The sequence below is a fragment of the Methylobacterium sp. 4-46 genome (assembly GCF_000019365.1).
Classification (GTDB): Bacteria; Pseudomonadota; Alphaproteobacteria; order Rhizobiales; family Beijerinckiaceae; genus Methylobacterium.
The window spans coordinates 4,647,600-4,668,381 of sequence record NC_010511.1 but is presented as its reverse complement, the minus strand read 5'-3'; the positions used below and the strand labels follow the sequence as shown (position 1 = coordinate 4,668,381).

The 20,782-nt window shown below is 73.4% G+C and carries 23 protein-coding genes; 6 read left to right on the top strand and 17 right to left on the bottom strand.

The genetic code is table 11. The features are described from left to right. Positions 1 to 36 precede the first annotated feature (36 nt). Entirely contained in the window at positions 37 to 795 is a 759-nt protein-coding gene (locus M446_RS20240; protein ID WP_012333970.1) for an alpha/beta hydrolase, read from the top strand. 60 nt (positions 796 to 855) lie between these two features. Here the strand turns inward: M446_RS20240 and M446_RS20235 are convergent, their stop codons facing one another. Further along, positions 856 to 1,107 (bottom strand): DUF1150 family protein, encoded by a 252-nt coding sequence (locus tag M446_RS20235; RefSeq protein ID WP_012333969.1) that lies wholly within the window; start codon positions 1,105 to 1,107, stop codon positions 856 to 858. 85 nt (positions 1,108 to 1,192) lie between these two features. Then, the gene (locus M446_RS20230; protein ID WP_012333968.1) at positions 1,193 to 1,627 is read right to left on the bottom strand and encodes an Hsp20 family protein; all 435 of its coding nucleotides are present in this window, start codon (positions 1,625 to 1,627) and stop codon (positions 1,193 to 1,195) included. Between the two features lie 361 nt (positions 1,628 to 1,988). Here M446_RS20230 and M446_RS20225 point away from each other — a divergent pair, with 361 nt between their 5' ends. Beyond that, a complete protein-coding gene (locus M446_RS20225) occupies positions 1,989 to 3,485 on the top strand; it encodes a carbohydrate porin (protein WP_012333967.1) in 1,497 nt (498 codons plus the stop codon). Here the strand turns inward: M446_RS20225 and M446_RS20220 are convergent. From M446_RS20220 to proB, 11 genes are all read right to left on the bottom strand, one after another. Next, a complete protein-coding gene (locus tag M446_RS20220; protein ID WP_012333966.1) occupies positions 3,479 to 4,126 on the bottom strand; it encodes a DUF2939 domain-containing protein in 648 nt (215 codons plus the stop codon). The genes M446_RS20225 and M446_RS20220 overlap by 7 nt on opposite strands. A 45-nt stretch (positions 4,127 to 4,171) precedes the next feature. After that, positions 4,172 to 4,720: an RNA pyrophosphohydrolase gene (locus M446_RS20215; protein ID WP_043701453.1), complete on the bottom strand. Its 549-nt coding sequence runs from the start codon at positions 4,718 to 4,720 to the stop codon at positions 4,172 to 4,174. A gap of 101 nt (positions 4,721 to 4,821) precedes the next feature. Next, complete coding sequence (locus M446_RS20210) at positions 4,822 to 6,012, bottom strand: divergent polysaccharide deacetylase family protein (protein ID WP_012333964.1); 1,191 nt, start codon at positions 6,010 to 6,012, stop codon at positions 4,822 to 4,824. A gap of 140 nt (positions 6,013 to 6,152) precedes the next feature. After that, positions 6,153 to 7,475 (bottom strand): S41 family peptidase, encoded by a 1,323-nt coding sequence (locus M446_RS20205; RefSeq protein ID WP_012333963.1) that lies wholly within the window; start codon positions 7,473 to 7,475, stop codon positions 6,153 to 6,155. Continuing rightward, positions 7,475 to 8,767, bottom strand: a complete 1,293-nt coding sequence (locus M446_RS20200) for a murein hydrolase activator EnvC family protein (protein WP_012333962.1) — start codon at positions 8,765 to 8,767, stop codon at positions 7,475 to 7,477. Before M446_RS20200 ends, M446_RS20205 begins: the two co-directional genes overlap by 1 nt. Beyond that, positions 8,764 to 9,252, bottom strand: a complete 489-nt coding sequence (gene rlmH, locus M446_RS20195) for a 23S rRNA (pseudouridine(1915)-N(3))-methyltransferase RlmH (protein ID WP_012333961.1) — start codon at positions 9,250 to 9,252, stop codon at positions 8,764 to 8,766. The genes M446_RS20200 and rlmH overlap by 4 nt, the downstream gene beginning before the upstream one ends. 21 nt (positions 9,253 to 9,273) lie before the next feature. Then, on the bottom strand, positions 9,274 to 9,639 hold the full coding sequence (gene rsfS, locus M446_RS20190) for a ribosome silencing factor (protein ID WP_012333960.1): 366 nt from the start codon (positions 9,637 to 9,639) through the stop codon (positions 9,274 to 9,276). A 141-nt stretch (positions 9,640 to 9,780) separates the two neighbouring features. After that, positions 9,781 to 10,398, bottom strand: coding sequence for a nicotinate-nucleotide adenylyltransferase (locus M446_RS20185; protein ID WP_012333959.1), 618 nt, complete (start codon positions 10,396 to 10,398; stop codon positions 9,781 to 9,783). 6 nt (positions 10,399 to 10,404) lie between these two features. Continuing rightward, positions 10,405 to 11,700 (bottom strand): glutamate-5-semialdehyde dehydrogenase, encoded by a 1,296-nt coding sequence (locus M446_RS20180; protein WP_012333958.1) that lies wholly within the window; start codon positions 11,698 to 11,700, stop codon positions 10,405 to 10,407. Positions 11,701 to 11,818: 118 nt separating this feature from the next. Continuing rightward, positions 11,819 to 12,352, bottom strand: a complete 534-nt coding sequence (locus M446_RS20175) for a DUF3828 domain-containing protein (RefSeq protein ID WP_012333957.1) — start codon at positions 12,350 to 12,352, stop codon at positions 11,819 to 11,821. 340 nt (positions 12,353 to 12,692) lie between these two features. Next, entirely contained in the window at positions 12,693 to 13,814 is a 1,122-nt protein-coding gene (gene proB / locus M446_RS20170; RefSeq protein WP_012333956.1) for a glutamate 5-kinase, read from the bottom strand. A 318-nt stretch (positions 13,815 to 14,132) separates the two neighbouring features. Between proB and M446_RS20165 the strand changes: the two genes are divergently transcribed. Together M446_RS20165 and M446_RS20160 are read left to right on the top strand one after the other, a co-directional pair. After that, complete coding sequence (locus M446_RS20165; RefSeq protein ID WP_012333955.1) at positions 14,133 to 15,881, top strand: PAS domain S-box protein; 1,749 nt, start codon at positions 14,133 to 14,135, stop codon at positions 15,879 to 15,881. A gap of 51 nt (positions 15,882 to 15,932) precedes the next feature. Next, on the top strand, positions 15,933 to 16,325 hold the full coding sequence (locus tag M446_RS20160) for a response regulator (protein ID WP_012333954.1): 393 nt from the start codon (positions 15,933 to 15,935) through the stop codon (positions 16,323 to 16,325). A gap of 26 nt (positions 16,326 to 16,351) precedes the next feature. Here M446_RS20160 and obgE read toward each other — a convergent pair whose 3' ends face one another. The 4 genes from obgE to rplU form a co-directional block, all read right to left on the bottom strand. Then, the gene (gene obgE, locus M446_RS20155) at positions 16,352 to 17,383 is read right to left on the bottom strand and encodes a GTPase ObgE (RefSeq protein WP_012333953.1); all 1,032 of its coding nucleotides are present in this window, start codon (positions 17,381 to 17,383) and stop codon (positions 16,352 to 16,354) included. A 60-nt stretch (positions 17,384 to 17,443) separates the two neighbouring features. Beyond that, complete coding sequence (locus tag M446_RS20150) at positions 17,444 to 18,094, bottom strand: GNAT family N-acetyltransferase (RefSeq protein WP_012333952.1); 651 nt, start codon at positions 18,092 to 18,094, stop codon at positions 17,444 to 17,446. 187 nt (positions 18,095 to 18,281) lie between these two features. Then, complete coding sequence (rpmA, locus tag M446_RS20145) at positions 18,282 to 18,563, bottom strand: 50S ribosomal protein L27 (RefSeq protein ID WP_012333951.1); 282 nt, start codon at positions 18,561 to 18,563, stop codon at positions 18,282 to 18,284. 49 nt (positions 18,564 to 18,612) lie between these two features. Next, entirely contained in the window at positions 18,613 to 18,930 is a 318-nt protein-coding gene (gene rplU, locus M446_RS20140) for a 50S ribosomal protein L21 (RefSeq protein ID WP_012333950.1), read from the bottom strand. Positions 18,931 to 19,199: 269 nt separating this feature from the next. Here rplU and M446_RS20135 point away from each other — a divergent pair, with 269 nt between their 5' ends. Together M446_RS20135 and M446_RS20130 are read left to right on the top strand one after the other, a co-directional pair. After that, complete coding sequence (locus M446_RS20135) at positions 19,200 to 19,595, top strand: hypothetical protein (protein WP_026190752.1); 396 nt, start codon at positions 19,200 to 19,202, stop codon at positions 19,593 to 19,595. Positions 19,596 to 19,783: 188 nt separating this feature from the next. Next, positions 19,784 to 20,776, top strand: a complete 993-nt coding sequence (locus M446_RS20130; protein WP_012333948.1) for a GNAT family N-acetyltransferase — start codon at positions 19,784 to 19,786, stop codon at positions 20,774 to 20,776. Positions 20,777 to 20,782: the final 6 nt, after the last annotated feature.

Sequence of the window (20,782 nt, the reverse complement as noted above, 5' to 3'; positions counted from 1 at the left end):
TCTGTAAACGCTCGCCCCCGGAGAGACCGCCCCGCGATGACCCTTCCCTCCCCCGCCGCCACCCTGATCCCGGTCGTTCGGAACGGCGCCACCCGCCAGATCGCGACGATCCCGCGCGACGGCAAGGGGCCGCCGGTCGTCTGGCTCGGCGGGTTCCGCTCCGACATGCGGGCCACCAAGGCCGAGGCGATCGACGCCTGGGCGGCGCGGACGGGCCGGGCCTTCCTGCGGTTCGATTACGGCGGCCACGGGGAATCGGAAGGGGATTTCGCCGCCTTCACCATCTCCGACTGGCTCGCCGACGCGGAGGCGGCGATCGCCCGCTTCGCGCCCGAGCGGCCGATCCTGGTCGGCTCCTCGATGGGCGGCTGGGTCGCGCTGCTCGCGGCGAAGCGGGTCCGGCCGGCCGGGCTCGTGCTGATCGCGCCGGCGACCGACTTCACCGAGGCGCTGATCTGGGAGCGGCTGCCGGAGGAGATCCGCGCGCGGATCACGCGCGAGGGCGTGTGGCGGCGCGACTCCGCCTACTCGCCCGAGCCGACGCCGGTGACCCGCGCCCTGATCGAGGATGGCCGCCGCCACCTGCTGCTCGGCGGCCCGATCGACCCGGGCTGCCCGGTCCACATCCTGCAGGGCATGGCCGACCCGGACGTCCCCTGGGCGCACGCGATGCGGCTCGTGGAGGCGCTGCCGGAGCGGGGCGTGGTGCTGACCCTCATCAAGGAGGGCGACCACAGGCTCTCCGACCCGGCGAGCCTCGCGCGGCTGATCGCGGCGGTGGAGGGGATCGCCTGAGGGCAGGCGGCGCTCCGGGACCGGGAGGCCGGTCCCGGGAGCCGCCGGCCGGCCCGCCGCTCAGTGCACGCTCACCGCCTGGAGGTCGTGCGCCCAGGCATTGGCGATCGCGGCGTCGCGGCTGTCGGTGAGCAGGATCGGCGCCCCGCTCGCGGACAGGAGCGCGAACAGGTTCAGGCCGGGGGTGAGGTCGGGCGCCTGGGGAAACAGGCGCTTCACGTCGTCGGCGGTCATCGGCCGCACGTAGGCGACGTGGCCCTCGCCGAGGGCGGCGAGCGCGGTGGGATCGATGGTCGGGTTCCGGTCGGTCATGGTTCGCCCTCCTTCGGGACGTGGCAGAGCGTGGGGTTCGGCGCGGGCCCCGCGGCAGCCCGGCGACCAGGGGTGAGGACGCGGCTCACTCAACGTCGCGCGAGGCGATGTCGATCCGTCGCACGATCCGCTCCGGCTCCGGCCGGACGAGATCGATCGAGAGCAGCCCGTTCGACAGGTCCGCGCCCAGCACCTCCATGCCGTCGGCGAGGAGGAAGGCGCGCTGGAACTGCCGCGCGGCGATGCCGCGATGCAGGAAGGTGCGGCTCTTGTCGTCGGTCTGGCGACCGCGGACGATGAGCTGGCTCTCCTCCAGCGTCACGTCGAGCTGGTCGCGCGTGAAGCCCGCCACCGCGAGGGTGATGCGCAGGCGCTCCGGCTGCCGCTCGGTGCGGGCGAGCCGCTCGATGTTGTAGGGCGGGTACCCGTCGTTGGCGGCCTTGGCGACGCGGTCGAGCGCCTGCTCGATCTCGTCGAAGCCGAGGAGAAACGGGTGCCCGAAGGGCGAGGGACGCGACATGGACGAACGAAGCCCTTCTGCGACGAGGCACTTCGAGACGTGAGCCCGCGGATGCAGCGCTCAGGCGACCGGCGGGACCCCGCCGGCCGCCTCAATATGGCGGGGGGCCCCGGCCCCATCAAGGGGCGTGGGCAAGGGGCGCGGTCAAGGGGCGCGGGCAAGGGGCGCGGGCAAGGGGCGCGGGCGCCCCCGAGCGCGGCAGTATCGCGGCGGCCACGCGGCTCGGAATCTGCCATTCCCTCCGTCACGATCAATCGCGAAAGGCTGGCGAGCGCGCCGTGGGCAAGCTACCGCTCTGCCGAACTGATCCGGTCGCAGTCGATCCACGATCGCGGCGGTCCAACTCCCGGTTAGATCTCCGATGCGCCGCCTGTCCTGGCTCACCGCCCTGCTCGCCAGCGCCGCTCTCGGCTCGGGTGCCGCTGCCCAGTCCGTCGCGACGCCGGCCATGCAGCCCTCGCCGACCCTGCCCGAGGGCGCGGGCGGCGACCCGCAGACGTCGGTGGCCCAGCCCGAGACCTCGTCCAAGCCCTCGGCCAACGTCACGACCTCGATCCAGGGGCTGCTCGGACCCGCCGCCGATCCGGGCGGGATCCGCAGCTTCCTCGCCAAGCGCGGCATCGAGTACAGCCTCACCTATGTCGGAGAGGTGCTGGGCAACCTCTCGGGCGGGATCAAGCGCGGGGCGATCTACGAGGGCCGCCTCGATCTCCAGGTCGACGCCGACCTGGAGACGCTCGCGGGCTGGAAGGGCGCCGCCTTCCACACCAACTTCTACCAGATCCACGGCACCGGCCTGTCCCGCTACTACGTCGGCAACCTCGACGTGGTCAGCGGCATCGAGGCGCTGCCCTCCTCGCGCCTCTACGAACTCTGGATCGAGCAGAAGCTGTTCGACGATCAGTTGGGCCTCAAGGTCGGCCAGATCGCCGCCGACACGGAGTTCCTGGTCAGCCAGACCGCGACCCTGTTCGTCAACTCGACCTATGGCTGGCCGGACATCACCGGCATCAACCTGCCGAGCGGCGGGCCGGCCTACCCGCTGGCGACCCCCGCGGTGCGGGCGAAATACACGCCGAACAAGAACTTCTCGCTTCAGGTCGGCCTCTTCGACGGCGACCCGGCCGGCCCGGCCCGGCCCGGCCTCGACCCCGACCCGCAGCGGCGCAACCGGTACGGCACGAATTTCCGCCTCGGCGACCCGCCGCTCCTGATCGCCGAGGCGGCCTACGCCTACAACCTCGACAGCCGCCATCGCGGGCGCCCGGTCATCGACGAGCCCGGCACGGTCACGCTGGGCGGCTGGTACCATTTCGGCCGCTTCAACAGCCCGCGCTTCGACGATTCGGGCCGGCCCCTCGCCGACCCCTCGACGACCGGCATCGCCCGGCGCTTCCGCGGCAATGACGGCATCTACGGCATCATCGACCAGACGCTGTTCCGCGAGCCCGACAAGAACGACGAGGGCGCCAGCGCCTTCGTGCGCGTCTCCGGCTCGCCCGGCGACCGCAACCTCGTCGACTTCTACGTCGATGCCGGCATCGCCTATAAGGGCCTGCTGCCGGGCCGCTCCGACGACACGGTCGGCCTCAGCATGTCCTATTCGCGGATCTCGCAATCGATCCGCGGCCTCGACCTCGACACGATCCTGGCGACCGGCGTCGCGCGGCCGGTGCGCGCCTTCGAGGCGCAGCTCGAACTGACCTACCAGGCGCTGATCGCGCCCGGCATCACCGTGCAGCCGGACTTCCAGTACGTCTTCCACCCGGGCGGCAACGGCGTGAACCCGCGCTCGCCCACCGGCGAGCGGCTGCGCAACGCGGCGATCCTGGGGATCCGCTCGACGATCCGCTACTGAGCGGCGGGGCGCGGCTCGGCCCGGCCCGGCAGGGGCAGGCGGACGAGCTTCTGGCTGATGCGGTCGCGCAGGTCGGCCGGGAGTTCGAGATCCACCACCCGCCAGGTGAAGCCGCGCAGGCGCAGCCGCAGCCGGTACTGGCTCGCCCGCGGCCGGTCGGGCGGGAAGCTGAACACGACGCCGCGGAAGCCCCGCATCTCGGCGGTGCGCGCGAGGGCGAGGAGGTCCGAGACGCGCCGCCCGGGCAGGCCGCGATCCTGCGATCCCCGGCCCGGCCCCGCCGCCCCGTCCGGACGGGCGATGCCGAGGCGCTCGGGCCAGCCGTCATCGAGCAGGTCCATCAGCATCTCGGGCGTCACCAGGCTGCCGACCACGGGCTCGACCAGCCCCGCCACCGCGTCGGTGAGCATCTGGCGGTCGCGGGGCGAGAGGTCGGGGCGGGCCTCGATCGCCTCCAGGGCGGCGGCCGTCGCCTGCCGGCTGAGGGACAGGCGCAGGGTGCGGAAATTCACCCGCTGGGTCACCGCCGGGAGGTCGTTGGTCCGCACCGCCTCGCTCAGCCGGTAGAGCGCCAGGTAGGGCGAGAGCGAGTAGCCCAGCCAGAGCAGCACGAGGGCGAGGAACAGGCACCACCAGCGCATGGGGTCAGTCCGCCGCCGGCCGGGGCAGCGGGGCCGGAACCCGCCTCATGCCGGGCGCGCGAAGGGTGCGAAGGCGGCGATCACCTGCTGGTAGACCGGCCGCTTGAACGGGATGATCAGCTCCGCGAGGTTGGCGAGGGGTTCCCAGCGCCACGCGTCGAACTCGGCCTTGTGGGCGCCGCCGCCCGGGCGGAGGATGTCGATCTCGCTGTCGGCCCCCTCGAAGGCGAAGGCGAACCACTTCTGGGTCTGACCCCGGTAGCGCCCCTTCCAGAGCTGGCCGGCCGCGACGCTCGGCAGGTCGTAGCTGTACCAGCCGGGCGCCTCGGCCAGGAGACGCACGGAATCCGGCCGCACGCTCGTCTCCTCGTAGAGCTCGCGCAGGGCCGCCCCCTCGGGGGTCTCGCCCGGGTCGATGCCGCCCTGCGGCATCTGCCAGCTATGGGCGGGCGCCTCGGCCACCAGCCCGGCTTCCCTGGCCCGCCGCCCGGCGAAGACGAGGCCGTCGCGGTTGAACAGGGCGATGCCGACGCAGGGCCGGTAGGGAAGATCGGCCAGGGCGGAGCCGGCCGGTCGGGTGTCGCGGTCTGCCATCGGGGCCTGCACGGGCTCGCTTCGGAATCCTGGCGCCCTTGTGCGAGAGAAGTCGCGGCGCCACAAGGCTGCGGGGCGCGTCTGGCGACGCGGGGGCGCGTCTACCGACGCGCCCGGAGGGCGCGGCTCGCCGGGACGAGCAGGATGCCCCGCGCCTCCAGGTCGCGGCTCCAGCGGGCGATCCGGTCGATGGTGAGCGGCAGCGCCATGGCCGAACCCATCGCGAAGCCCTTGCGCCGCGCCGTCTCCTCCAGCCGGGCGAGTTCGCGGTCGACCGCGTCGGGGAGCGGCGCCGCGTCCACGACCACGTCGGCGCGGGCCACCGGCGCGCGGGCGCGCCGCCCGATGTCGAGCGCGAGCGAGCGCGGCGAGGTGCCGTCGTCGACGAAGCCGAGGCCGCGGGCCCCGATCTCGCGCAGGATCGGGTCGAGGGCCCCGGCCTCGGCGGTGAGCCGCGCCCCCATGTAGTTCACCACCCCGATCGCGCCCGGGATGCGGGAGAGCACGAAGCCGAGGCGGTCCGCGTTCTCGGCGGGCTTGGCGCCCGCGAGCAGCGTCTGCGGCCCGGGATCGTTGTCCGGGTAGTCGAAGGGCTCCATCGGGGCCTGCACCATCACCTCGTGGCCGGCCTCGCGGGCGCGGGCCGCCTGCCGGCCCACGTCGGCGCCGTAGGGGGCGAAGGCGAGGGTGACGGCGGGCGGCAGCCGGGTCACCGCGTCCTGCGTCACCGCCGCCCCGATCCCGAGGCCGGTCACCACCAGGGCGATCCGGCCGGCCGGCGCCGCGCCGCTCGGCAGGGCGGGCGCCTCCGGCCGGGCGTAGACGTCGACGGCGCGGGCGCCGTCCGGGCCGAGGCGCGGCAGCAGCCCGTAGCGGCCCTTCTCGGAGAGGGCCGGATCGGGCGCGGGGGCGAGGCGGATCTCGGTCGGCCCCGGCACGCGGATCACCACCGAATCCGGCACGGCACTGCCCTCCGGCCGCAGCACCGCAACGCCCGAGGCGCGCTCGACCTCGCTCGCGCTGCGGCTCCCGGCCTCCGCCGGGGCGGGCGGGCGCGGGCTCGGCGGGCCGGGCGGGGCCTCGCGCCGGGTGATCGTCACCAGGGCGTGCGGCTCGCCGCCGAGGGGATCCTCCGTCAGGGCGACGAACCCGGCGACGGCCCCGACCAGGACGGCCGCCGCGGCCGACAGGATCGCCCGCAGCGGGATGGCGGCCCGCAGGCGCGCGAGGCGGGAGGGGGTCTCGTCCCGCATCCCGAGGGGTCGGGTGAGGGCATCGTTGGCGAGGATCACGGCGGCGCATCCGGCTCTCGGACCGGCCGCAGACGACAAGGCCCGCAGCGACGGTCGCCTGACCGCCATTGCGGGCCCTCGTGGTTAACGCTGCCCTAACGGCCGGCGAGAAGACCGCCGGCCGGTTCGGGACACCCCGGTCAGTTCGGGACGCCGTTCTTGGCGGTGTTGGCGGCGCCCTTCTGCACGCCGTGCAGCAGGTCGACCGCGGCGGTGAGCTGCTTGTCCTTGGCCGGATCCGGCGGGACGTAGGCCGAGGAGCCGCCGCGCTCTTCCTGGTCCTTCTGCTTGAGGTGGCCCTTCAGGCCGGCCTCGCCCTTGGTCTCGTCCTTGCCCTTCAGGTCGTCGGGCACCTCCTGCAGCACCTCCTGGTCCGGCTCGATGCCCTTGGCCTGGATCGAGCGGCCGGACGGCGTGTAGTAGCGCGCCGTGGTCAGGCGCAGGGCGCCGTTCCCGCCGAGCGGGATGATCGACTGCACCGAGCCCTTGCCGAAGGAGCGCGTGCCGAGCACGGTCGCGCGCTTGTGGTCCTGCAGGGCGCCGGCGACGATCTCGGAGGCCGAGGCCGAGCCGCCGTTGACCAGCACCACGATCGGCTTGCCCTTGGTCAGGTCGCCGGACTTGGCCGAGAAGCGCTGCGTCTCGTCCGGGTTGCGGCCGCGGGTGGAGACGATCTCGCCGCGGTCGAGGAACGCGTCCGAGACCATCACGGCCTGATCGAGCAGGCCCCCCGGGTTGTTGCGCAGGTCGAGGACGTAGCCCTTGAGCTTGTCGCTCGGCACGTCGGTGGAGATCTTGTCGATCGCCGCCTTCAGCCCGTCGAAGGTCTGCTCGTTGAACTGGGTCAGCCGGATGTAGCCGACGTCGCCGCCCTCGACCCGCGAGCGCACCGGCTTGATGCGGATGAGGTCGCGGTTCAGCGTGATCTCGAGCGGCTCCTTGACCTCCTTGCGGGTGACCTTGAGCTTCACCGGCGAGTTGACCGGGCCGCGCATCTTCTCGACGGCCTGGTTGAGGGTCAGGCCCTGGACCTGCTCGTTGTCGATCTGGGTGATGATGTCGTTGGCGAGCAGGCCGGCGCGGGCGGCGGGCGTGTCGTCGATCGGCGTGACGACCTTGATGAGGCCGTCCTCCATCGTCACCTCGATCCCGAGGCCGCCGAACTCGCCGCGGGTCTGCACCTGCATGTCGCGGAAGCTCTTCGCATCCATGTAGCTCGAATGCGGGTCGAGCGAGGTCAGCATGCCGTTGACGGCCGCCTCGATCAGCTTCGATTCCTCGGGCTTCTCGATGTAGTCGGTGCGAATCTTCTCGAAGACGTCGCCGAACAGGCTGAGCTGACGGTACGTTTCGGCGGAGGCCGCTACCGCGCTGGTGCCCGAGAGGAAGTGGGTCTGGGTCGCCACCGTGGCGGTCCCGGCGCCCAGGATCGCACCCAACAGGACGAGGGAAACTTTGCGCATTATCCGCGGACCTTCTCGCTTGCCGCCTTCGCCCACCATGGCTCCGGGTCGATGGAGCTACCGTCTTTTCTGAACTCGACGTACAGGACGGGATCGTTCCGCCCGCCGCCTCCCGCCGAAGGCGCCAAGCCCGAGTCCCCCATCGCGGCGACCGGCTCTCCGGCGAGCACGAACTGACCGACGTCCACGTTGATCTGATCCATGCCCGCCAGAAGGAGATAGTAGCCGTCGCCCGCGTTGATGATCAAGAGACGTCCATAGCTCCGGAAAGGCCCCGCATAGGCGACCCACCCGTCGGCCGGGGATGACACGACGGCGCGGGGACGGGTCGCGAGCGAAATGCCGCGCGTCGTTCCGCCGTTTCCGTCGGCCGCCCCGAAGGCCTTGACCACCTCCCCGGTCGCCGGTCGGGGGACGACCCCCCTCACCTGGGAGAAAGGCAGCTTCGGTGCCAACCGGACCGGGTCGCGCAGGGCCGCGGCGGCGAAGCGCTCGCGGGTCTCGCGGCTCTCCGCCTCCGCGGCCCGGCGGGCGGCCGAGATCTCGCCATCGAGCTTGTCGACGAGGTCCTTGAGGCTGCGCGCCTGGCCGGCGAGCCCGGCGGCGCGCTCCCGCTCGCCCGCGAGCCCGGTCTCGGCCTCGCCGAGGCGGGTCTGGCGGGCGGCGACGAGGGCGTCGAGGCGCTGGCGCTCCCCCGCCCAGCCGGCGAGGTCCCTGCGCAGGCTCTCCCGGTCGGCCGCGATCAGGCCGCGCAGGCGCTCGAGTTCGGCGAGGTCGCCCGCGAGCGTCTCGGCCTCGCCCTGCAATTCGGGCACGACGGCGCCGAGCAGCATCGAGGTGCGGATCGCCGCCAGCATGTCCTCGGGCTGGACCAGCACGGCGGGGGGCGGGCGCCGCCCCATCCGCTGGAGCGCCGCCAGCACCTCGGCGATGACGCCGCGGCGCGCCTCGAGGGAGCGCCGGATCGCCGTCTGGCTCGCCGTCATGGTCTCCAGGCGCGTCTCCAGGACGCCGATGCGCTCCTCGGCCTCTTGCGCCCGGCGGGTTCCGTCGAGGAGCGCTTGGCTCAGGCGCGCGCGGTCGCCCTTCAGCTCCTCCACCTCCTTCTCGAGGCGGCCGCGGGCCTCCGCGCTCGCCGCCAGCGCCGCCTCCAGGGCCTTGAGGCTCTGGGCCTTCTGCTCCTTCTCGGCCTGGGCCTGGTCGATCGGGTCGGGCCGGACGGAGGCGCGCTCCTGCGCGGCGGCACCGGCGCAGGCGAGCAGGAAGCCGAGGAGCGGGAGGGGGCGGATCACGGGGCGCCGCGGTGATAGGGGTGGCCGGCCAGGATGGTCATGACGCGATATAGTTGCTCAAGCACCAACACCCTGACCAGGCCGTGCGGGAGCGTGGCGGCCCCGAAGGCGAAGACGAGGTCGGCCCGGTGCCGCACGCTCTCGCACAGCCCGTCGGCCCCGCCAATCACGATCGTGAGACCGGGCCGGCCGCCGTCGCGCCACGCGGCCACCTGCTCGGCCAGCCCGGCGCTCGTCACCGCCCTGCCGCCCTCGTCCATCACGATGACGGCGCTCCCGGCCGGCAGGCAGGCGAGGATCGCCGCGCCCTCCTCGGCGCAGCGGTCCGGGGCGCGGCGGGCGCGGCTCTCCGGCAATTCGGTGAGCTGGACCGCGGACAGGCCGAGGCCCCGCGCCAGCGCGTCGGCCCGCGCGCGGTAGCCCTCGGCGAGGTCCCGCTCCGGGCCGCGCTTCAGGCGGCCGACGGCCACGAGGGCGAGGCGCACCCCTGCGCCGCCCGCACCGGGTCAGCCGGCCAGGCGGTCGCCCGGCCGGTCGGCCCCCCACATCTTCTCCAGATTGTAGAAGTGGCGGACCTCGGGCCGGAAGATGTGCACCAGGAGATCGCCGGCATCGATCAGCACCCAGTCGCAGGCCGGCAGGCCCTCGATGCGGGCGTTGCCGTGGCCGGAGGCCTTCAGCTCCTGCACCAGCTTCTCGGCGATGGAGCCGACGTGGCGGTGCGAGCGGCCGGAGGTGATGATCATCGCGTCGGCGATCGAGGTCTTGCCGGCAAGGTCGATCTCGACCGTGTCCTCGGCCTTCATGTCCTCAAGGCAGCGCCGGGCGATCGCCAGGAGCCCGTCGGGCCGATCCTCGGCCGCCGGCGGCACCGCCTCGGGCCGAGCAGGAAGCTCGTGGATGTGAGCCTCGCGGGAAAGTGGTTGGTTCAGTGCCGACCCCTGTCGTTCGCGCCACACGGCGCCGTTGCATCAAGATAAGGGCGCCGGGCCCCGCCTTTCAATACGCGCGTGTCACGGCGCGTGATCTCTGTCACCCGACGACGCCCGCCGCAGCGCGGTCGAGGAGAGGTCGGAGCGGGGTCCGTGCAGGAACACCCAGGCCGGCGGCGCCATCCCGGCGAGGCGGGCCGCGTCGCGCTCGTCGATCCGGTGGCGCGCCATCGCCCGCGCCGCCGGGGACGCGGCGGCCCCGAGGGTGAAGCCCGGCCGGTCGATCACCGCGATCGGCATCGACCGGACGATCTCGCGCCAGCCCTGCCAGCGGTGGAAACTCGCGAGGCTGTCGGCCCCCATGATCCAGACGAAAAGCGGGAAGGGCCGGTGGCGGCGCAGCCAGGCCAGGGAGTCGCGGGTGAAGCGGGCGCCGATCGCGCTCTCGAAGGCGGTCACGGCGACGCGCGGGTCGCGCGCGATCGCGGCGGCCCCGGCGACGCGCTCCGCCAGGGGCGCCAGGATCGTCCGGTCCTTGAGCGGGTTGCCCGGGCTCACGAGCCACCAGACCCGGTCGAGGGCGAGCCGCCGCAGCGCCAGCTGGCTGACATGCAGGTGGCCGGCATGGGCCGGGTTGAAGGAACCGCCGTAGAGCCCGATGCGCAGGCCCGGCGCGCTCGGCGGGAGACGCACGCCCACCTGGCTTCAGGGCCGGACCTGACCGGAGCCGTGCACGCGGTACTTGAAGGTCGTGAGCTGCTCGACGCCGACCGGGCCGCGCGCATGCATCCGCCCGGTGGCGATGCCGATCTCGGCGCCGAAGCCGAACTCTCCGCCATCCGCGAATTGCGTCGAGGCGTTGTGCACCACGATCGCCGAATCGACCTCGGCGAGGAAGCGCTCGGCCGCCGCCTCGTCGGCCGTGACGATCGCGTCCGTGTGGTGCGAGCCGTAGGTCTCGACGTGGTCGATGGCGGCGTCGAGCCCGTCCACCACCCGCACGGCGATGACCGCGTCGAGGTACTCGGTCCGCCAATCGGCCTCGGTCGCCGGCGTGACCCGCGGGTCGACCGCCTGGGTCTCGGCGTCGCCGCGCACGGCGCAGCCGGCCTCCAGGAGGTCGGCGACGAGGGGCGCCAGGTGGGTGCCGGCGCAGGCGCGGTCGACCAGCAGCGTCTCGGCCGCGCCGCAGATCCCGGTGCGGCGCAGCTTGCTGTTGCGCAGGATCTCGCGCGCCATGGCGAGGTCGGCCCGCGCGTGCACGAAGACGTGGCAGATGCCTTCGAGATGGGCGAAGACCGGCACCCGGGCCTCGCTCTGCACGCGCGCGACCAGGCTCTTGCCGCCGCGGGGCACGATGACGTCGATGCAGCCGTCGAGGCCCGCCAGCATGGCGCCGACCGCCGCGCGGTCCCGGGTGGGCACGAGCTGGATCGCCTCGGCGGGCAGGCCCTGCGCGGCGAGGCCGTCCGCCATGGCCCGCGCGATGGCGGCGGCGCTGCGCAGGCTCTCGGAGCCGGCGCGCAGCACGGCGGCGTTGCCGGCCTTGAGGCAGAGCGCCCCCGCATCGGCCGTGACGTTGGGCCGGCTCTCGTAGATCACCCCGACCACGCCGAGGGGGGTGGAGATCCGCTCGATGGCGAGGCCGTTCGGGCGCTCGAAGGCCGCGAGCTGGCGGCCGACCGGATCGGGCAGGCCCGCGATGGCCTCGACCGCGGCGGCGATGGCCTCGACCCGGCCCGGGGTCAGTGCGAGCCGGTCGAGGGTCGCGGCGGGCAGGTTCGCGCCCCGCGCCTCGGCGAGGTCGGCGGCGTTCGCCTCCAGGATGACCGGGGCGGCGTCGCGGATGGCGGCCGCGGCGGCCCGCAGGGCCATGTCCTTGGCCCGGGCCGGGACGAGCGCCATGCGCCGGGAGGCGGCGCGCGCCCTGCGGCCGATCTCCCGCATGAGGGCGTCGACGTCGTCGGCCCCGGCGCGGGGCTTCAGGCTGAGCACGGACACGGCACTGTTCCTGCGATGCGCGCGGGCGTTCGGTCCGATGGGTCGGGTCGCCGCGCGGCTCTCCATGCCACGGGCCCCCACCCGCGACAAGCTGAGCCGGCGCAGGGCGGCGGAGAGCTCAGCGCCGGCAGCGTTTTCCGACGAAGCTGCCGCACGGGTAGGGCGCGGTAAGGCGCGCGCTCACCGGGACCTCCCTGCCCTCGACGGTGTCGAGGATGTCGTCGATGCGCCACGCGCCCGCCTCCTCGACCACCCGGAAGCGGACGGTGACCGGCGTCCCGAAGCTGACGAAGCGCGCGGCCACCTCGGCCCGGCCCTCGGCGGGCCCGGTCTCGACCGTGACGCGCAGGTCCTTCACCTCGCCGTCCTGGCCGCTCAGGAACGGGTCGGCGTCGAGGTGACCGATATCGCCGCTCTCCTTCTGGTAGAGGTCGTCCCGGGCGAAGAGGGCGGCGAGGCGCTTGCTGAACAAGGTCCGCCGGTGCGGCGGCCGCCAGGGGGGCACGCTCGCCGGTCCCGGCGCCGCGAGGGAGCGGACCGTGATCCGGTAGGCCTCGCGAACCGGCGCGTCCGGCGCCGCCTGCGCGAGGGCGGGGCCGGCCGCGAGGGCCAGCGCGAGGGCGAGGGCGGGAGGGATCCGTCGCGTCGTCATGCATTCGTGTCCAGGAAGCGGCCGCACGGGGGGCGCCGAGATCCAAAGCATCATTGCGCCGGCCGGGACCGGCCGGCGCCGAAGCAGTCACCGGTTCGCCGGCGAACCGAAGGACCGCGTCGGCGGAAAATGATGCGAGAGCAAGAGACTAAGCAGAATTCCCGATGCAATTCTGCTTAGAGCGGCGCCCGATCACGGTGCAATCGCGCGCTGCTCCAGGTCGTGGATCGTGCCGCCTTGTCTTCGACGGACCGGCACCCCTTCGTCGGACAATGCTATAGAGCGCGGCGCGACGCAGGGGAAGCCCGGTCGGAGTCGGGGGCGGGCGCGATCGCCGCCCCTACTCGCCGACGAGCGCCATGTCGTCGCGATGGATCATCTCGGCGCGGCCGGGATAGCCCAGGACCGCCTCGATCTCGCGGCTCGACCGGCCGATGATGCGGGCCGCGTCGTCGCTGTCATAGGCCACCAGGCCGCGCCCGAGCACGGCCCCGCCCAGGGAGCGGATCACCACCGCGTCGCCGCGGGCGAAGGCGCCCTCGATCCGGGCGACGCCGACCGGCAGCAGGCTCGCCCCGCCCTGCAGCGCCCGCTCGGCGCCCGCGTCGATCACCAAACTGCCGCGGGGTTCGAGCGAGCCGGCGATCCAGGTCTTGCGCGCCGCCGTCGGGGTCGAGGCGGAGAGGAACCACGAGGCCCGCGCGCCCGCCGCCACCGCCCGCAGCGGGTTCTTGCCGCGCCCGTCCGCGATCAGCATGTGGGTGCCGCCGCCGGCGGCGATCTTGCCCGCCTCGATCTTGGTGCGCATGCCGCCGCGCGACAGCTCCGAGGCCGGTCCGCCGGCCATGGCCTCGATCTCCGGGGTGATGCGCGGGATCACCGGGAGGTGGCGCGCGGACGGGTCGCTGGCCGGCGGCGCCGTGTAGAGCCCGTCGATGTCGGAGAACAGCACCAGGAGATCCGCCCCGATCATCGTCGCCACGCGGGCGGCGAGCCGGTCGTTGTCGCCGTAGCGGATCTCCGAGGTGGCGACCGTGTCGTTCTCGTTCACGACCGGGACCGCCCGCATGTCGAGGAGCTTCAGCGTCGTGGCGCGGGCGTTGAGGTAGCGGCGGCGCTCCTCGGTGTCGTGCGGCGTCACCAGGATCTGGCCGGCGACGATGCCGTGATGCGCGAGCGCCTCCGACCAGTGGCGGGCGAGCGCGATCTGCCCCACCGCGGCCGCGGCCTGGCTCTCCTCCAGGCGCAGCGCCCCGGGCGGGAAGCCCAGCACGGTCCGCCCGAGGGCGATCGAGCCCGAGGAGACCACCAGCACGTCGACGCCGCGCCCGTGCAGGTCGGCGATGTCCTCGGCGAGGGCGGCGAGCCAGGCGTGCCGCAGGCGCCCGCGCGCCCGGTCGACGAGGAGGGCGGAGCCGACCTTCAGGACGACGCGGCGGAACTGGTCGAGGGCGGGGGTCATGGAGGGGCCGGGTGAGGGTGAGCGGAGCCTCGCCGCGCATAGCCGCTGACGGGGCCCGTGGACAGCCCCCGCCGGACCTGCGGAGGCCGACGGGCGAGGATGCGCGCGGCCGAGGTGGCCAACGGCCAAGGTCTTTAACGGCCAAGGTCTTTAACGGCCAAGGTCTTCAACGGCCAAGGATCCTCATTGTCGCCGGGAAGCCGGCGCAGGAGGGATCCTTGATTCCACCTCCCGCCTCACACGATCATGAACTGCCCCATCGCACCCGGTGATGAGGTCGCGCACCGGCGCGCGCATCGCGATCAGCAGCTCCAGCGGATGATCCTGGAGAGCGCCACCGACTACGCCATCATCACCCTCGACGAGAGCGGGTCCGTCACCAGCTGGAACGAGGGCGCGCGGCGCATCCTCGGCTGGAGCGAGGAGGAGATGCTGGGCCAGCCGGCCGCCCGCTTCTTCACCGAGCCGGACGTCCGCCGCGGCGTCCCCGAGGAGGAGATGCGCAACGCGCGCCTCACCGGCACCGGGCCGGACGAGCGCTGGCACCTGCGCAAGGACGGCAGCCGCTTCTGGGCGAGCGGCGAGATGCAGCCACTGCGCGATGAGGCGGGCCATCACCTGGGCTACCTGAAGATCCTGCGCGACCGCACCGCCCAGCGCGACCAGGAGGAGCGGCTGCGCCAGAGCGAGGATCGGCTGAACCTCGCCCTCGGCGCCGCCGGCATGGTCGGCATCTGGGAGTGGGACCTGCGCCGCGACCTCGTCTTCGCGGACGCGAACTTCGCCCGGATCTACTCGGTCGACCCGGAGCACGCCGCCCGCGGCGCCCCGCTCGCGGCCTTCACCCGGACCTTCCACCCCGACGACGTGCCGGCCTTCGAGGCAGAGCTCGACCGGGTGCTGTCGGGGCGCCGGGACGCGTTCTCGGCGGAGTACCGGGTGCGCCAGCCGGACGGGTCCTGGCGCTGGCTCCTCGCCCGCGGCCGCCTGATGCGCGACGAGGACGGCGCGGCCTCGCGCTTCGCCGGGGCGAGCGTCGACATCACCGAGCAGAAGCAGACCGCGCAGCGCGCCCGCGAGAGCGAGACCCGCTTTCGGCAGCTGACCGAACTCGCCCCGGGCATCGTCTGGGAGGGCCGGCCGGACGGGTCGCTCAGCTACCTCAACGCCTTCTGGTACCGCTACACCGGCCAGAGCCCCGAGGAGGCGCTGCCGGACGGCTGGGCCCGCGCGGTCCATCCGGACGACCTGCCGGGGCTGGAGGTGGCCTGGGCGCGGGCGCGCCGGGAGGGAATCCAGTACGACACCGAGGCGCGGCTGCGCCGGCACGACGGCACCTACCGCTGGTTCCTGATCCGCGCCGCGCCGGTGCGGGACGAGCGGGGCGCGATCATCGGCTGGCTCGGCAACGACCTCGACATCCAGGACCGCAAGGAGGCCGAGGAGCACCAGCGGCTCCTCACCCACGAATTGCAGCACCGGGTGAAGAACACCCTCGCCATGGTGCAGGCCATCGCGGCCCAGACCCTGCGCGGGGTGAGCGGGCTCGACGAGGCGCGGGAGGCCCTCGCCGGGCGGCTGATCTCCCTCGGGCGGGCGCACGACATCCTGACCGAGGCGCATTGGAAGGCCGCCCCGATCTCCGAGATCATCGAGGCCGCCCGCGGCGCCCACGAGGCGGCGGACGCGGTGCGGATCCGCGCCCGCGGCCCCGACCTGACGCTCGCGGCGAAACCCGCCCTCGCCCTCGCCATGGCCCTGCACGAACTCGCGACCAACGCCGCGAAATACGGGGCGCTCGCGACACCGGCGGGCCGCGTCGATCTCGCCTGGACGGTCGAGCCGGCCCCCGGCGGGTCGCGCCTGCGCCTGACTTGGACCGAGCGCGGCGGCCCGCCGATCGACCGGCCGCCCCTCCGCAGGGGCTTCGGCACGCGGCTGCTGGAGCGCAGCTTCGCCGCGGAGGTGGGCGGCGCGGTGACGCTCACCTTCGCGCCCTCCGGGCTGGTCTGTACGCTGGAAGCCCCCCTGAGCGCCCTGCAGGAGCCGTGGCGGGCACCCGCGTGAGGCGCGGGACCGGGACCGAAACCTGATCGGTGCCGCGCCGTTGATTGGCCGATGTCCCGCCCGCCCGCTCCCCCCTCCCCGACGGTGGTCCTCGTGGTCGAGGACGAGGGCTTGGTGCGGATGATGGCGACCGAGATGCTGGAGGAGGCCGGCTTCGTCGTGCTGGAAGCCTCCGACGCCGACGAGGCCATGGCGATCCTCGCGCAGCGCGACGATATCGGCGCGCTGTTCACCGACGTGGACATGCCGGGCTCGATGGACGGCTTCGCCCTCGCCCAGCGCGTCGCCGAGATGCGGCCGCACGTGCGGCTGGTCATCACCTCGGGCCGGATCCGCCCCTCGAACGAGGACGTGCCGGATTCCGGGCAATTCGTGCCCAAGCCCTACCTGATGGAGCAGCTCCTCGACGCCTTCGCGAGCGCGGGCGGCCAGAAGCACTGCTGAGCCGGCCGCGGCGGATGATCAGCCTCTCACGGCTGCCACGCCTCCGCCTTCTCCGGCGCGGCCTCGGCCTGGGCCCGGTCCATCGCGGCGAGGAGGGCGCGCAGGGCCTCCGGCACGCCCCGGCGCGTCGCGGCCGAGATCACGAGCGGCCGCCGGCCGCAGGCCGCCTCCAGGCTGGCGACCTGGGCCTCCAGCCTCTCCGGATCGAGGATGTCGGCCTTCGAGAGGGCGACGATCTCGGGCTTGTCGGCGAGGCCGTGGCCGTAGGCCTCCAGCTCCGCCCGCACGAGGCGGTAGGCGGCGCCCGCATCCTCGCTCGTCCCCTCGACGAGGTGGAGCAGGACCCGGCAGCGCTCCACGTGGGCGAGGAAGCGGTCGCCGAGGCCCACGCCCTCGTGCGCGCCCTCGATCAGGCCCGGAATGTCGGCGAGCACGAATTCGCGCGTGTCGACCCGCACCACTCCGAGACCCGGATGCAGGGTGGTGAAGGGGTAATCGGCGATCTTCGGCTTGGCCGCCGTCACGGTGGCGAGGAAGGTCGACTTGCCGGCATTCGGCAGCCCGACCAGGCCCGCATCCGCGATGAGCTTGAGCCGCAGCCAGAGCCAGTGCTCCTGGCCCTCCTGGCCCGGATTGGCGTGGCGGGGCGCCCGGTTGGTCGAGGTGGTGAAGTAGGCGTTGCCGAAGCCGCCATTGCCGCCGCGGGCGAGCAGCACGCGCTGGCCCACCCGCGTCAGGTCGGCCACCAGGGTCTCGCGGTCCTCGGCGAGGATCTGGGTGCCGGCCGGAACCTTCAGCACCACGTCGCCGCCCTTGGCGCCGGCCCGGTTGCGGCCCGAGCCGTGCTCGCCCTTCTTGGCCTTGAAATGCTGCTGGTAGCGGTAGTCGATCAGGGTGTTGAGTCCCTCGACGCACTCGGCCCAGACATCGCCGCCGCGCCCGCCGTCGCCCCCGTCGGGCCCGCCGAACTCGATGAACTTCTCGCGCCGGAACGACACGCAGCCGGCCCCGCCGTCGCCGGAGCGCACGTAGACCTTGGCTTCGTCGAGGAACTTCACGGCCTCGTCCTCCTGACCGTCAACGCGCAGGGGCCGGGGGCGTGCCCCCGGCCGGTCTCGTCACGCCTCCAGGCACGCCTCCGCCCCGAGCGGCTCCGCCGCCCGATGCCGGTCGAAGACCAGCCCGGAGGCGTGCCAGGTCTTGAGGCTGTCCCAGGCCCGGCGGTCGAGCCGGAAATGGTCGACCGGGAACACGCCGCCCCGGGCCGGGAAGGGCCGCAGCCCCGAGCCCACCGCCGCGAAGCCGCACTTCTCCAGGACCCGCCGGGAGGCCGGGTTGATCACCCGGGCGGAGGAGGTCAGCTCCTCCCCCTCGGTATAGGCGAAGAAGGCGTCGATCATCGCCCGGGCCGCCTCGGTGGCGAGGCCCTGGCCCCAGTGCGGCGGGCCGATCCAGTAGCCGAGATGCGGTCCCGCCTGGTCGTGGTCGGGCTCGATCCCCACCATCCCGATCAGCGCCTGCGGCTGGCGCCGGGGCGTGATCGCCATGGTGAGCGCCCGCCCCTCCGCATTGTCCCGCCGCGCCCGCAGGATGAACGCCTCCGCGTCGGCCGGCGCCAGGGGATGCGGAATCCCGGCCGTCATCTCGGCGACGGCTTTCTCCCCGGCGAGACGCACGATGGCTTGGGCGTCGGCCTGGCGCGGCCAGCGCAGCCACAGCCTGCGGGTCTCAAGCCGAAACACGTCGTCGCGGGTGAGGTCGGGGAACATCGCCTGACTCCGATCCGACCGGGAAGGGCGAGGCGCCCTCACGCGGCCACGAGAACGACGAAGGGGAGAGTGGTGCCCCACCCTCCCCCTGGTCTCGATCGAAGCGCGGCCTTTGAGGGCCAGGATCGAGGATCCGCCGGGTCGGTGGGGACACCGGCGGAGCTCCTTCGTCACTGGCTCCGTCGGTTTATTCGGCGGCCTCGCGGGCCGGGGCATCCTGGGCCGGGACGACCGTTACGTAAGCTCGGCCTTGTTTGGTGGCAAACTGAACCCGGCCGTCGGTGAGCGCGAAGAGGGTATGGTCGCGGCCGATCCCGACATTGGTGCCGGGATGCCAGCGCGTGCCGCGCTGACGCACGATGATGTTGCCGGCGATCACGGCCTCGTTGCCGAACTTCTTCACGCCGAGGCGGCGGCCTTCGGAATCGCGGCCGTTGCGGGACGAACCGCCTGCTTTCTTGTGAGCCATCGGGCTACTCCTGAATCTCTCTGAAGGGCTGTCTCGCGTCCGGCCCGGATCAGGCGGCGCTGATGCCCGTGACGCGCACCACGGTGAAGTCCTGGCGGTGACCGCGCTTGCGGCGCGAGTTCTGCCGGCGGCGCTTCTTGAAGGCGATGACCTTGGGGCCGCGCGTCTGCGCGACGATCTCGCCCGCGACGCTCACCCCCGCCACGGTCGGCGCGCCCACCTTGGTGGCGCCGTCGCCGTCGGCGTAGAGGAGCACCTCGCCGAAGGTCACCGCCGTCCCGGCATCGCCCTCGAGCTTGCCGATCGTGATAACGTCGTTGGCGGCAACGCGGTACTGCTTGCCGCCCGTCTTGATCACTGCGAACATCGTTCTGGTCTCGTGTTCCATCCGGGCTCCGGCACGCGACCGGGCACCGTCTTCTTGGCAGTTGACGCTCGGTCCGCCCGCGAGGGCCGCCGAACGCGACGGCGCGCGGACCGGACGGTCCGCGCGCCAAGGGTGGCTTACTAGCGGTGCGGCGCTCGCGCTGTCAACGGGTTTCCGGCCGTCCTGGTCCGGGTTTGCGCCTCCCCGTCGCGCGGTTGATTTCCGGGGACGCTTCGCCGATGACCTCTCGACGGTGTCAGGAGACGATGATGGAAGAGCTTGTTGCACGGGTGACGCAGGCCACGGGACTGGACGCGACCACGGCCCAGACGGCGATCGGGCTCATCCTCACCTTCCTGCAGAAGGAGGGGCCGACCGACGAGGTCAACCAGCTGATCGCGGCGATCCCGGGCGCCGACGGCGCGGTGGCCCAGGCGGGCGACGGCGGCCCCGGCCAGGGCGGCGGCGGCCTGATGGGCATGCTCGGCGGGATGATGGGCGGGGGCGTGATGGCGCTCGGCCAGAAGCTGATGGCGGAGGGCGTCTCGATGGGCCAGATGCAGCCGCTCGGGCGCGAACTCTTCGCCTACGGGCGCGAGAAGGCGGGCGAGGACGTGATCGGCCCGATCGTCGGGGCGGTGCCGGGTCTCAGCCAGTTCATCTGACCCTTCGGCGGCTAAGGTCCGGGGCCGCCGGGGCGGCCCCGCGGCGCCTCCCGGCGTATTCACGCAAGCGATTGTCCGCGCTTGCGTTCCTGTGTCACAAAACCGTGCGCGCTTCGTGTTGTTGTCACGCCTCAAGGCGGCGCGGCGCCCGGCCGCCGCCGGATCGAGCCGCACGGGACATCACGACCATGGTTGCCTTCCTCTCCCCCGGCCCGCGGCCGGACCCGCGCGACGCCCGGATGCCCCTCGCGCGCCTCATGCGGCGGGCCGGCATGGGCGAGGGGCGGCCGGGCATCGACCTGCGCGACGTGGTGGCGCCCTCGCGGCTGTTCCCGCCGCTGAAGCGGCTGCCCACCCACGGGCTCGACCCGGTGCTGGGCCGGATCGGCACGCTGGAGGTGCGGCTCGCCACCCGGCCGAAGGATGTCCGCCGGGCCCAGCGCCTGCGCTACTGCGTGTTCTACGAGGAGATGTCGGCGCTGCCGAGCGGGCTCGCCGGCCTCAAGCGGCGGGACGCGGACGAGTACGACGCGATCTGCGACCACCTCCTGGTGATCGACCACGCGGCGACCGAGGCGAAGCCGTTCCGCAAGCCGCGGCCGCGGGTGGTGGGCACCTACCGGCTGCTCCGTCAGGACCAGGCCGAGCGGCATTTCGGCTTCTACACGGCCGGCGAGTACGACATCGCGCCGGTCCTGAGCGCGAATCCGGGCCTGCGCTTCCTCGAACTCGGCCGCTCCTGCGTGCTCAAGCCCTACCGGACCAAGCGGACGGTGGAGCTCCTGTGGCACGGGATCTGGACCTACGTCCTGCACCACCGCGTCGACGCGATGCTGGGCTGCGCGAGCCTCGACGGCACCGATCCGGACCGGCTCGCCCTGCCGCTGAGCTTCCTGCACCACTTCGCCCGGGCGCCCGAGCGCTGGCGCGCGCGCGCCCTGCCGGGCCGGCACGTGGCGATGGACCGGCTGAGCCGCGAGGCCATCGACCCCAAGGCGGCGCTCCAGGCCCTGCCGCCGCTGATCAAGGGCTACCTGCGGCTCGGCGCGACCTTCGGGGACGGCGCGGTGGTGGACCGGCAATTCGGCACGACCGACGTGTTCGTGGTGCTGCCGGTCGCGGCGATCGCGCCCCGCTACATCGGCCATTTCGGGGCCGGCGCGGAGCGCCACGCGGCCTGAGCCGCG

What these genes read in the sequence shown, in the direction of transcription:
- M446_RS20240 (WP_012333970.1), top strand. Translation starts at nt 37, where the DNA reads ATGACCCTTCCCTCCCCCGCCGCCACCCTGATCCCGGTCGTTCGGAAC.
- M446_RS20235 (WP_012333969.1), bottom strand. Translation starts at nt 1,107, where the DNA reads ATGACCGACCGGAACCCGACCATCGATCCCACCGCGCTCGCCGCCCTC.
- M446_RS20230 (WP_012333968.1), bottom strand. Translation starts at nt 1,627, where the DNA reads ATGTCGCGTCCCTCGCCCTTCGGGCACCCGTTTCTCCTCGGCTTCGAC.
- M446_RS20225 (WP_012333967.1), top strand. Translation starts at nt 1,989, where the DNA reads ATGCGCCGCCTGTCCTGGCTCACCGCCCTGCTCGCCAGCGCCGCTCTC.
- M446_RS20220 (WP_012333966.1), bottom strand. Translation starts at nt 4,126, where the DNA reads ATGCGCTGGTGGTGCCTGTTCCTCGCCCTCGTGCTGCTCTGGCTGGGC.
- M446_RS20215 (WP_043701453.1), bottom strand. Translation starts at nt 4,720, where the DNA reads ATGGCAGACCGCGACACCCGACCGGCCGGCTCCGCCCTGGCCGATCTT.
- M446_RS20205 (WP_012333963.1), bottom strand. Translation starts at nt 7,475, where the DNA reads ATGCGCAAAGTTTCCCTCGTCCTGTTGGGTGCGATCCTGGGCGCCGGG.
- M446_RS20175 (WP_012333957.1), bottom strand. Translation starts at nt 12,352, where the DNA reads ATGACGACGCGACGGATCCCTCCCGCCCTCGCCCTCGCGCTGGCCCTC.
- proB (WP_012333956.1), bottom strand. Translation starts at nt 13,814, where the DNA reads ATGACCCCCGCCCTCGACCAGTTCCGCCGCGTCGTCCTGAAGGTCGGC.
- M446_RS20165 (WP_012333955.1), top strand. Translation starts at nt 14,133, where the DNA reads ATGATCCTGGAGAGCGCCACCGACTACGCCATCATCACCCTCGACGAG.
- M446_RS20160 (WP_012333954.1), top strand. Translation starts at nt 15,933, where the DNA reads ATGTCCCGCCCGCCCGCTCCCCCCTCCCCGACGGTGGTCCTCGTGGTC.
- M446_RS20150 (WP_012333952.1), bottom strand. Translation starts at nt 18,094, where the DNA reads ATGTTCCCCGACCTCACCCGCGACGACGTGTTTCGGCTTGAGACCCGC.
- rpmA (WP_012333951.1), bottom strand. Translation starts at nt 18,563, where the DNA reads ATGGCTCACAAGAAAGCAGGCGGTTCGTCCCGCAACGGCCGCGATTCC.
- rplU (WP_012333950.1), bottom strand. Translation starts at nt 18,930, where the DNA reads ATGTTCGCAGTGATCAAGACGGGCGGCAAGCAGTACCGCGTTGCCGCC.
- M446_RS20135 (WP_026190752.1), top strand. Translation starts at nt 19,200, where the DNA reads ATGGAAGAGCTTGTTGCACGGGTGACGCAGGCCACGGGACTGGACGCG.
- M446_RS20130 (WP_012333948.1), top strand. Translation starts at nt 19,784, where the DNA reads ATGGTTGCCTTCCTCTCCCCCGGCCCGCGGCCGGACCCGCGCGACGCC.